The sequence below is a fragment of the Psychrobacter sp. 1Y1 genome (assembly GCF_051847395.2).
Classification (GTDB): Bacteria; Pseudomonadota; Gammaproteobacteria; order Pseudomonadales; family Moraxellaceae; genus Psychrobacter.
Window position 1 is genome coordinate 727,770 of sequence record NZ_JBPYDF020000001.1, and the last position, 12,072, is coordinate 739,841.

Consider the following 12,072-nt stretch of genomic DNA (forward strand, 5'->3'; position numbering starts at 1 on the left):
GTAGAATAGCCGCCTGTTTTTGCTAAGTTTATTGACTCTTCATGCGTTTAAAATCTCTAAAGCTGGCAGGCTTTAAATCCTTTGCCAATCCAACCACTTTTACTTTTCGTCATGGTATCACCGCCATCGTCGGGCCGAACGGCTGTGGCAAATCCAATGTGATTGATGCTATCCGCTGGGTGCTAGGCGAAACCTCTGCCAAGCAGTTACGCGGCGGGGCGATGAGTGATGTTATCTTTGCCGGTACGCAGGATAAGACAGCCAAAAGTGTCGCCAGTGTCGAGCTGACCTTTGAGCATACTCAAGATGAGCAGACTGGTATTCGCCACGAGTTTAACTTGTACCAAGAGTTATCGGTTCGCCGTCAGGTAAATAAAGATGGCCGCTCAGATTATTTTATCAATGGCACGCGTTGCCGTCGCCGTGATGTGGTTGATGTGTTTTTAGGTACAGGGCTGGGTGCACGTAGCTATGCGGTGATTGAGCAAGGCATGATCGGGCGCATTGTTGAGTCTAGTCCCGTGCAGCTGCGTGAGTTTATCGAAGAGGCGGCAGGTGTCTCACGCTATCAGGCTCGCCGTGAAGAAACGCAAAAAAAGTTAGAGAGAACGAAAGACAATCTAGCGCGTCTGCACGATATGCAAAGCGAATTACTACGTCAACAAAAGACACTGTCTAAACAGGTGGCTAGTGCGCAGCGTTACGAAGAGTTGGCATTAACACTAGCTGATATCGATCAGCAGCTCGCTATTCAGCAACTCTATCAAGCTAAGCAAACACATCAACAGCAGAAAGTAGCGCATGAGCATAGTGCTGCTGAAGTATCGACGCTACAGGCCGATTATGACACGCTCAAAGCTCAGCAAGACAAGCTTACTGCGCGTATCAATCAAGAGCAATGGCTCAAAGACGATGCCCAAAGCGCTCACTATCAGCAGCAGCTCGGCTATCAACAAGCGGAACATGAGCTAAGTGATGCTAAGTCACAGCTAGCTACTATTGAGCATCAACTGTCTGGCTTGGCTCAGCAGCGTGCGCAATCACTCGCTGATATCGAACGGCTCAACGCTGAACAAGCTGAGCAGAATCAAGCGCTAGAAACGCTACGTCCGCAGCTGACTGAGCTGACAGATAAGCGCAATAACCATAAGCGCAATGAGCAGCCACTACAACGCGCGTGGCATGAAGCGCAAAACAATCTGTCACGCTTACAAGATAAAAACCGTTCGCTTGAGCAGCAGCAAGCCATTAACGCTCAAGCGCAGAAACGCCATCAGCAAAGCTATGATAAATGGCAACGCCGTGAGCAAAACTGGCAAAACCTGTGGCTGCAATTACAGCAGTCTATAGCGCCGTCTGCATCTGACAGTGCTGATGTGAGTAAGACGGATAATGCGCACAATCTAAGTCAGGTGCTAGAACAGCAAGTCACTGAGCTAAGCACGCAGTTGCAGCAAGTTGAGCGTCAATACGAAGCCGTCGATGAACGTTTGTCCGAGATACAACCGCAAGCGCACAGCTTGCAGCAGAAATTAAGCTCACAGCAGAGCGAGTTGAGCGATAATGAAAAGCGTCATGCGCTGCTGGCAGGCGAATACGATACCTTGCATCAGATATTGCATCCGAAACCTACACAAAAGCAATCAGCAAAGTCGAAAGTTACCGCGACAGATAATGCAGATAGCAGTGGTATACATAATCAGCCGTTAGCCATCGCGACGCTACGTGAGCAGATTGAGCTAAGTGCGAAAGGGCAGGAGTATGCACCGCTACTGGATAGTATCTTGGCATTATGGCTAGACAGTCATGTGCTGGTTGCTAACCAACAAGCGAATCAAGCCAAGCAGTCAGACGTTAATAATGCTACTGGCGTTTTTCAACAAACTAATAGCTTATGGCAAGCGCTTGAGCATGACATTACAGATTTACTGACTTATCAAACGGCACAAAATACGCCTGCCAGTGCAAACGATAAAGCTCTAATAGAGACAAGTCATAGCCTATGGTTGCCAACTGCGAAAAGTGACATTAGTGACCAAGAATTTGTCAGCGAACTGCCAGACAATTTGATTGATAAAGTGTTGCCATTATCGCAGTTGATTACTCAGCCGCTACTCTCGCTATGGCAACAGTGCTATATATATACGGCGCAGCTTGAGACTAGTGAGCAGCATGAAATTGACACACTTACTGATGTACTGAAGTCATTACCACCATCCGCTATTGTGCTTACCGCAGATGGTTGGCTGATCAGTCGTCATGGGACGATTAACTTAAGCAAATTCGCTGGTGCACAGGATGAGCAAAACGATAGCAATAACCAATTCCTCACGCAGCGCCTGCAACAGCGTACGCGTTTGCAAGCATTAGAAGACTTGCTTGATGAGTTTGAAACCAAAATACAAGATCAGCAAAAATCTATCGCCAAAAATCAGCGCGTTTATGATGCATTGTTAGTTAGCTTAGAAGAAACGCGCGCTCAAGCTGAGCAGTTAACCCGTGATAAGCATAAATACCAGCAGCAATTAACCACCGAGAGAGCTAACGCCGAGCGGTTGCAAGCGGATAGCCAACGCCTGAACGCTGATAAAGCAACGCTTGAGCAAGAAAAGCAAGAACTGGCGCAAGAGCAACAAACCCTTGAGCAAGAACAACATCATATTGAAGGCGAGATCGCTACGCTAACGCCGCAAATAGTAGAAGCACGAGCGACAACTCAGCAACTGCAAGCTGAGCGCAGCGAGCTAAACCGTGCGCGTCAAGCTGATGATGATGCTTGGCAAGCATTGCAGCTGCGTATTCAGCAATACGAGATGCGCTTGGAGCATAGTGTTAGTAGTCTGGCTCGTGCGACTGAGCAACACGACAAGTCGTTAGAGAATGAGCAAAGTCTACAGACGCGTTACGAGCAGCAACAGGCTAAATTGCCAGAGCTACAAACAGCGCTACAGTCTGTACAGGTAACGCGCGATGAGCAGCAAGTGCTATTGAACGAGCGTGATACTGCGCTAACAGCACTAAAACAAACGTACGCTGAGCAACAGACAGCATTTGATACGTTGCAAAATACATTGCAAACGCAGCAAAGCGAGCTTGCACGTTATGCTACTGAGCTGGCACTGAGTGCGGCGCGGTTAGAGGATGCTAGCGCGCATACGCAGAGCGCTCTAGATGCCTACTATCGTGTAAGTCATAAATATAAAGCGCAAGCAGAGCAACCGCAACAAAGCATGAGCGTCTCAAACTTGCTAGCAGATTTTATCGCTCATGATCGCCGTGTCCGTCCAGACAAAATCGCTGAGCTTGAATATGAGCGCGCCAAGTTGACCCAGCAATTGAGCAAGATTGGGCCAGTCAATTTGGCAGCAGTCGCAGAGTTGGCCGAAGTGAACGAACGCCTAGAGCCACTCGCGCAGCAGACTACCGATATCGCCGCCAGTATGCAGACATTGACTGAAGCGATTGCCTCTATTGATGAGACGACCAAGACACTGTTTATGCAGACACTTGATGCGGTAAACAATGAGCTTGCCAATTTATTTGCCAAAGTCTTTGGCGGTGGACAGGCTAGCCTGACGTTGAACACCGACGAGATGCCAGCCAATACGCCAAAGTCAGAGCAGTGGCGGGCAGGGCTTACCTTAATGGCGCAGCCGAAGGGCAAACGTAATAGTCGCTTAGCGGTACTATCGGGCGGTGAAAAAACCCTTACCGCGCTGAGCTTGATTTTTGCGATATTTAAGCAGCACCCTGCACCGTTCTGTGTCCTTGACGAGGTCGATGCACCGCTTGATGATGCCAACGTCGCGCGCTTTACCAGCCTCATTCATGAGCTAGCAGATGATTTACAGTTTATTTTTATCAGCCATAATAAATTAACGATGCAGATTGCCGATGAGCTAAAAGGCATCACCATGCCAAGCGCAGGTATTTCTACCCTAGTCAGCGTGTCGCTCGATGAAGCCGCGCGTTATGTAGAGAGCTAAAACCAAAAAAGCCAAATTAAAAGCGCTATGAGAATCAAAGCGATGCAAATATAATCAATCCATCGGCATAAATACAAATATGCTTGACCTCAGTCCAGCATACTGGTTATAAAGTACACAATGTGGTGACGACATGGGTCAGCCATGCTAGAATATTGCCATTTATGCTCGTTTGTGTATTCCCTTTTGTTATATATACTAGGATGTATTTATCATGACCGCTATTCAGTTTGTATTGATTGCCATTGCCGCGTTTATCGTGCTCGCAGGGCTGTTTATGGTCATTCGCAGTTTTAAGCGCCGTAATGGTGCTGAAGCTGCTGCGGTCAATTATGATAAAAACGGTATTCCCATCATACCGCGTCATGAGCGCAATATCGTTGATCAGCCAGACTTTGATGATACGGTTGCTGGCGAGACGAGCATTGGCCCTGACCGCACTTATCTGAATGCTGTCGTTGAAGAAGAGCCATTGACGCAGACTCATACTAACGTCGATGCCCAGCTGACTGCTGAGCGTGACACTATGGCGGATGAAGATCATGACGTCGTCGACAATGAGGACTATGCGCGCTGGCAAGAAGAGCAACGTCGCGCTGATAATGCTGAGTTTGCAGAAGCGGCTGAGCAGATGCATATCGAGCAAGAGCCTGATGCATTCTCTAGCCTCATGTCGGCAACAGATAGCTTGATGCCATCGATTGACACGGCAGAAGAGCCAAGCTTCGACAACAACAGCCCGATACTGGATCAGCATCTATCAGAATCAGGCGATGACGCGCAAAACGGCCCCTTGATCAATGCCAAAGACAACATCAACATCACTATCTTGCCGCACCAATATCGTGACCGTCCAGCGGCGATTATCCGTGGTCGTGATCTGTTAGCATTGATTGATAAATACGGCCTACGCTATGGCGCGATGAATATGTTCCATCGCTACGAGCAAAAAGATGGCACGGGTATGTTGTGGTTTAGCATGATGGGCATCACTGATAGCGGTATCGCGCCGTTTGATCCGCATAGTGTCGCGACCAACACCTATAACGGTGTCGTCGTATTCTTGTCACTGCCGCATCCACAAGCCGTGCGCAGCTTCGATAGCATGATGAGCATTGCTTATATGATGGCAAGCGACCTTGACGCGATTATGCTTGATGAAGAGAACGAACCAATCACGCCTGAATACAAACAGCAACTACGTAACCAAGTTCGTGATTATGAGGGTTAACGGTTTAAAAGCCAAAAGCTACGAAAGTTAAAAGCTGATTAATAGCAGAAATCATAAAAAGGGCAAATAGCGATTAACGTTATTTGCCTTTTTTATTGGGCTATAGTTTCCGCAAAGTGCTAACCATAGATAGTAGACTGAGCGAGCCTGACAAAGTATCTGATTTATATAGGATTGACTATACCGAGCTTCCTACAAACTTGTTATCATATCGACATCTTGAATTGCAAAAAAGACGCCGACTATGACTGACTCTATCTCATCAAATAATTATAAAAACCTACCTGCTCAAGTAGAAAACCAAGCACCTGCGACATCTAATATAACCAGTCCGACCGACAGTAGTACGGATAATAATACAGAGATTATCTCAAAAATGCGTGCGCTTATTGAAGCGATTAAGACGCATAACTATGCCTATTACGTGCTCGACAATCCAATTCTAGAAGACAGCGAATACGACCAATTACGTCGCTCGTTGCTTGAGATCGAAGAAGAATATCCAGATTTGGTGCAGCCAGATAGCCCAATTAATCAAGTCGGCGATATGCCGCTATCGGCTTTTACCCAAGTCACGCACGACATTCCGATGTTGTCGCTAGGCAACGTCTTTGAATATGATGATTTGCGCGATTTTATGCGCCGCGTCAATGATCGCCTAAGTGACTCGCAGCAAAACCCTGAGTACGAGATGGAGCTAAAGCTTGACGGACTGGCGGTCTCACTGAAGTATGAGCACGGCAAATTTGTCCAAGCGGTCACGCGAGGTGATGGGCAGACGGGTGAAGATATTACCCAAAATGCCAAAACCATTCGTAACCTGCCACTATGGATAGCTGATGCTGCTGATATCGAGTTGCTAGAAGTGCGCGGTGAAGTATTGATGCCCAAGGCAGGGTTTGAACGTCTTAATCGATTGGCAGAAGAGAACGAGGGCAAAACTTTTGCCAATCCGCGCAATGCCGCCGCTGGTAGCTTACGTCAGCTAGATCCAGCGATAGCAGCCAGTCGTCCACTCGCATTCTATGGCTATTCGGTCAATCAAGGACTGCCTGAGAATATCGACACTCAGTCAGGGGCGTTGGCATGGCTTACCGCGCTTGGATTTACGGTCAGTGCTGTAGAAGTAGTCGCAAACCCACGCGCCGCGCAGACCTATTATGAGTCAGTGATAGAAGGGCGTAGCGATCTGCCATTTGAAATCGATGGCATGGTGATTAAGGTGAATAGCCTTGCCTTGCAGCAGCAGCTCGGCTTCTTATCCCGTGAGCCGCGCTGGGCGACGGCCTATAAATTCCCTGCCGAGACCGTCATGACGCGTCTCAACGATATCGAATGGCAAGTTGGCCGTACGGGTCAAATCACCCCAGTCGGTAAGCTCGAACCCGTCAAAGTCGGTGGTGTCACCGTCAGCAATGTCACCTTGCATAACTTTGGTGAGATTCAGCGCCTTGACGTGCGCGCAGGCGATATGGTTAGCGTGCACCGTGCAGGTGATGTCATCCCAAAAGTCACCCGCGTTTGGCACGAGCAGCGCCCAGCCGATAGCGAGCCTGTCACCCTACCTTCGACTTGTCCTGTCTGTGATTCGCCTGTCATCCTACCAGAAGATGAGGCATTGGCACGCTGCACAGGCGGACTGTATTGCCCAGCGCAGCAGACTGAGGCGCTGATTCACTTTGTTTCACGTCGTGCTATGGATATCGATGGGCTTGGTGAGCGCTGGCTGATTAGCTTCTTTGAGCATGGTCTGGTCAAAACCGTTGCTGATATCTATCAATTGCACAATCATGCAGATGAGATGGTCACCTTTGAAAAACTGGGTGAGAAATCTGTCCAAAATATCATCAACGCTATCGAAGCTAGCAAGCATACGACATTGGCTCGCTTTATTTACGCACTAGGTATTCGCGGTGTTGGTGAAGGCACAGCACAGAACTTTGCTCAGCAATTTGGTGATTTAGATAGTCTAATGTCGGCCAGTATTGAGACTTTGATAAAAACCCCAGATGTTGGAGAAATCACTGCCGAGCTGACTTATAAGTTCTTCCGTGCCCCGCACAATATCGAAGTGATTAATTCATTGCTTGAAGCTGGCGTACATTGGGATAAGGTCGAGCAGGTTGCATCAGAAGGGCTACCACTCGATGGGCAAACGTGGGTCATCACAGGCGCGCTCGATAGCATGGCGCGTGATGAAGCCAAAGCCAAACTACAAGCATTGGGTGCAAAAGTATCAGGCAGCATCTCGGCAAAAACCACCGCGCTACTGGCAGGGGATAAGGCTGGCTCAAAAATGGCGAAGGCTGAGAAGCTGGGCGTGAAAGTGGTGGGTGAGAACGAGTTTTTGGCGTTGGTTGGGGAATAGTGTATGACAGAAAGTGATAGAAAAATCATTGATAAGTTAAAAGAAATTCCAGATGAATATACTTGTGGAATAATTAAGAAATTAGCAAGAATAATAATAAGTGGTGATGGGAATAAAATAAGTATAGCAAATGCGAAATTTCTCATAGCTACTATTTTGTTGAATAAAAATTACAAGGAAGAAGAACTAGAGGTGTTCAATAGTATCAGACTTGAAGAGAATAAAAGTATTTATGAGAATGCTCAGTTCTTTATAGGAGATATACTTTTAGAAAGTGATAGCTTAGTAGATATAGAACATGCTAAGAGCAGTTTCGTCTTCGTAAAAAACAAGTTCCCTTACGAAGCAAAAAATAAAATAGATATATGCGATTTAATTTTAGATAGAAGTTTTGAGGAACTGGGTAGAAATATCTTTGAAATATCTAATCTTGTATATAAAATATTATCTATATTAAAGATTGATATCAATAGTATAGGAAAGAAACAGTTGCATGCAGAGCGTAAGCTTGCACATTATACTTCAACTGAAGTGGCCAACATTTTACTACATGATCCAAATACTGATTCTTTTCGACTGAACACTATTCATAATGTTAATGATCCTAGTGAAGGTAAGTTACTTGAGGGTTATCTAAAGAACGAGATTAAAGATGGAAATAATGGAGTAAGGTTTGATGGTGAATATCAGACATTTATTGGATGCTTTACTTTTAATCATGATAGTTTAAACCAGTTCAGACTTTATGGTAAGCAAGACTATAAAGAAGCTTCTGGTGTTAGTTTGATATTCAATAAAGATTTCTTTAAAGAAAATGATCACCCTGATCAAGTGTCATTTATCGCAACTGAAAGAAGCTTGGATGAAGAAGTATCTAAGGAAAAAATTAGTCAACAGCCAGTAATACGTTGTGTTTATATAGATCCTAGTTCTCAATTTATACATTTAGCACAACGCAATCAGATTACTTTTTATAGAGAATTTAGTGACCGTGTTGAAGCTGACATAAAATGGATGAAGTATAAAAAGTATATTGATAAAAAGACAAATGAGTTTTTGATATGGTTTGAGTTTTTGAAAGGTACGTATCAGAAAGCTATGGACATTGTAAGTAAGCTAGATCAATCGAAAACTTCAGAAATAAATATTTTACTAGATAGGATATTACTACCAATAAAGTATTTAATTAAGCATATAGCTTTTCAGGAGGAGCAAGAGTGTCGAATGATTTATATTACTTCACTTGATAGACCTGAAGTTAAAATGGAGTTTGGTAGGTTTGAGACCATCCCAGATTCTGTGTAACTGCCCTTTAGATTAAATGCTTACTAATACGGTCATCAAACATAATCATAAAGCGATTAAGAGCAGACGTCCAGTTACGAATGGGCATCGACCACTTTTTGGATGCTTGCTGGGTTGCTAAGTAAACCACCTTGAATGCGGCTTGATCGGATGGGAACACCTTACGCTTATTAACCGCCGTCCGAATGACACTGTTCAGTGACTCTATCGCATTGGTGGTATAAATGGCTTTTCTGATGTCTTTAGGATAACCAAAGAACACTGTCAAGCCCTCCCAATTGCTGCGCCAAGACTTGATGACATGTGGGTATTTATCGCCCCACACCTCATCAAAGTGCTCAAGATTGGCCTCTGCTATCTCAAGCGTATCAGCGCCATAGATGGCCTTTAAATCAGCCGCTACTGCCTTCTTATCCGTCCATGGCACAAATTTCATAGAATAACGCACCATGTGTACGATACACAGCTGAACCTGTGCATTGGGATAAACGGTGTTGATAGCATCAGGAAAGCCTTTTAGGCCATCCACACACGCAATGAGAATATCTTGCACCCCGCGGTTTTGTAGCTCGGTGAGAACACCCAGCCAGAACTTAGCGCCCTCATTCTCTGATAACCACATGCCAAGCAACTCTTTTTTACCATCAAGTCCCACGCCTAGCGCCAGATAAATGGCCTTGTTGATGATCTGTTTGTCTTGGCGTACTTTGACGACAATGCAGTCCAAATAGATAATAGGATAGATACTGCTCAACGGGCGGTTCTGCCAAGCGGTGATGTCATCTAAGATGTTATCGGTGACTCTTGAAACCAGTGTGCTTGAGATGTCGACATCGTAGAGCTCTTTGATGGTTTCGACAATCTCAGTGGTGGTTTGACCTTTGGCATAAAAGAATATAATTTTAGGGGCTGTAGTAGATAAGCACTATGCTAGACTACTTTTATGAAGATAACCCGTTGTAAACTAAGTAAAAAAGCACAGCGAAGGCTGTTAGAGTTTTTTACGGCTGAAGTGACTGCTAGAACAGCCGCAGATTTGCTTGATATTCAGCCTAATACTGCTGCACTTTTTTATCATAAAATAAGACTTGTGATAGATTACCATCTCTCATTAGAAGCTGATGAGCTTTTTGATGGTGAGGTCGAATTAGATGAAAGTTACTTTGGCGGTGTACGCAAAGGCAAAAGAGGTCGCGGGGCTGCTGGTAAAACCGCTGTATTTGGTATTCTAAAACGAAACGGTAAGGTTTATACCATTGTCGTAGCAGACACCAAACAGACTACCCTAATGCCTGTTATTAAGCGTAAAATCAAGCCTGACAGCTTTGTTTATACGGATAGCTATCGAAGTTACAATGCATTAGATGTGAGTGAGTTTAAACATTTCAGAGTCAATCACTCTATAGAGTTCATTTGCGGTAAGAACAATCACATCAATGGCATTGAGAACTTCTGGAATCAGTCCAAACGAACACTCAGAAAGTATAATGGGATTAATAAGAAGAACTTCCATTTGTTTTTAAAAGAGTGCGAGTTTAGATTCAACTATGGCTCACCATCTAATCAGCTGAAAACCTTGAGAAAATGGTGTGATATTTAATCCTTATCTACTACAGCCCCTAATTTTATCATCAAGGCCACTAATACGGGTTTGATGTTTGCTGACGAGTACAGGCTCAAAGCTGCCACCGCGGTCTCTTGGGGTGGAGATCTCAAGATCGCCTGTGTCACTACGGACGGTCTTTTTAGTGTGTCCGTTGCGCTTGTTTGGCTTATCCGCCTTTTCATGCTTGGGATAGCCGAGATGGTCTTCCATCTCAGCCTCAAGGGCAGTGTCGATAAACGACTGCATGAGCTGCTTCTGAAAGTCTTTGATGTCATCAAAGCTGTTCATGCTACCAGCCATTTGCTCAGCCAGTTTCTTGATGTCAGTTTGGTTAGTCATTGCTTATTCTCCTGTTAGTGGATTATAAGCAGTTACACAGTTTTTAGGAAACTCCCGTAGGTTTCTATACGTTGAATATGAAGCAGATGTAAAGTTACATCTTGATAAAATCTATATTGCCCCAGCAGCTACTCAGTATCAACCTTATTTAGCAAAGCTGTTATGCGATACCAATATAAAAATTGAACTTTCAAACAATCCTTACCGCCAAACTTCGTAATAAAATAATAGCGTGTGTCATATAAGTCAAAACACACGCTATTAAATTTTACTCCGCCATCTCCCCATGCGCCTTCACATCGCCTTTCTTACCATCTGGCTGAATCACGATAGGTAGCACCAGCCCTTTGGCAAAGTCATCAGACAGCACATAATCATAGCGACTGGCAGCGACATCAGGCGTGGTATGAATGATAAGCGTCATCTCATTGCCATCGGTTAGCTCATGTGAGACATAGGTTTCGCTCAGTTGATCTAAGGCTTTCGATAGCGCTTCGTTACTTGCCATGCTCACCGTCAGGTTATGCTGAGCGGTCGCAGCGTCCACTTTGAAGTAATCTGCATAGTCTCGGACGTTTTGACTGTCGATGGCAAACGGATACTTATAGTTGGTAGGGTCAGCAGGCTTTGTACCGCTATCTACCAGTGACCAGTCGATGGTATCGGCTGCTGATGCAGTTGGATCTGTTGCTGTCTCCGCAGTTTGCTCAGTGGCATCGACGGAATCGGTAGCGTTATCGCAGCCTGTCAGCGCCCACATGCTTGCCGTTGCAATTACCATCATACTTATCAGACGCTTTGCCATCGAGTTACCCTTTTGATTGTCGGTCATGATTGATTTGCTCTATCTGCTATTTTGACAGCTTTCTTTATGCTTCTCTAGCGAAATACATCAGATGGCAAGTTTTGATATAGTCGATCCTCTATAAAAGAATGACAACGTTAACCTCGCTTGCAGTATCACAGTTATATCTGCACTCGGCTGCCTTGTACTACTTTTAAATTGAATCAACTATATAGTCAAGTCTATATAAATCCGCTACATCGTCATCCTCGCTAAGCATACTAATGTATAACTTGCACTCGGTTTCCTTTTATCGAAATTATATTGAACTGACTATACAACCGTCTATTTGGAACTGGTTTTTATAGCCGTCTTTATAAACGTATCAAACGAACACGCATAAAAAAGCAGCCACTATTTAATGACTGCTTTTTATCTATTACGACTATTTGT

General features: G+C 44.9%; 6 protein-coding genes and 2 pseudogenes. 5 read left to right on the forward strand and 3 right to left on the reverse strand.

Annotated features, from left to right (window positions below; all coding sequences use genetic code 11):
* Positions 1 to 41: 41 nt before the first annotated feature.
* The 4 genes from ACS8FA_RS17095 (at position 42) to ACS8FA_RS17110 (ending at position 8,890) form a co-directional block, all read left to right on the forward strand.
* Positions 42 to 3,986 (forward strand): AAA family ATPase, encoded by a 3,945-nt coding sequence (locus ACS8FA_RS17095; protein WP_439267297.1) that lies wholly within the window; start codon positions 42 to 44, stop codon positions 3,984 to 3,986.
* Between the two features lie 214 nt (positions 3,987 to 4,200).
* Positions 4,201 to 5,217, forward strand: coding sequence for a cell division protein ZipA (locus ACS8FA_RS17100; RefSeq protein WP_439267295.1), 1,017 nt, complete (start codon positions 4,201 to 4,203; stop codon positions 5,215 to 5,217).
* A gap of 244 nt (positions 5,218 to 5,461) precedes the next feature.
* A complete protein-coding gene (ligA, locus tag ACS8FA_RS17105; protein WP_439267293.1) occupies positions 5,462 to 7,585 on the forward strand; it encodes an NAD-dependent DNA ligase LigA in 2,124 nt (707 codons plus the stop codon).
* A gap of 3 nt (positions 7,586 to 7,588) precedes the next feature.
* Entirely contained in the window at positions 7,589 to 8,890 is a 1,302-nt protein-coding gene (locus ACS8FA_RS17110) for a DUF2971 domain-containing protein (RefSeq protein WP_439267291.1), read from the forward strand.
* Positions 8,891 to 8,897: 7 nt separating this feature from the next.
* Here the strand turns inward: ACS8FA_RS17110 and ACS8FA_RS17115 are convergent.
* Positions 8,898 to 9,794: pseudogene (locus ACS8FA_RS17115) on the reverse strand (IS256 family transposase); the annotation flags it as partial.
* Between the two features lie 39 nt (positions 9,795 to 9,833).
* Between ACS8FA_RS17115 and ACS8FA_RS17120 the strand changes: the two are divergent.
* Positions 9,834 to 10,490: an IS1595 family transposase gene (locus tag ACS8FA_RS17120; RefSeq protein WP_045455674.1), complete on the forward strand. Its 657-nt coding sequence runs from the start codon at positions 9,834 to 9,836 to the stop codon at positions 10,488 to 10,490.
* A gap of 21 nt (positions 10,491 to 10,511) precedes the next feature.
* On the opposite strand, the pseudogene ACS8FA_RS17125 reads toward ACS8FA_RS17120, so the two are convergent.
* Positions 10,512 to 10,835, reverse strand: a pseudogene (locus ACS8FA_RS17125) (transposase); the annotation flags it as partial.
* A gap of 268 nt (positions 10,836 to 11,103) precedes the next feature.
* Entirely contained in the window at positions 11,104 to 11,667 is a 564-nt protein-coding gene (locus ACS8FA_RS17130; RefSeq protein WP_439266177.1) for a hypothetical protein, read from the reverse strand.
* Between the last annotated feature and the right edge of the window lie 405 nt (positions 11,668 to 12,072).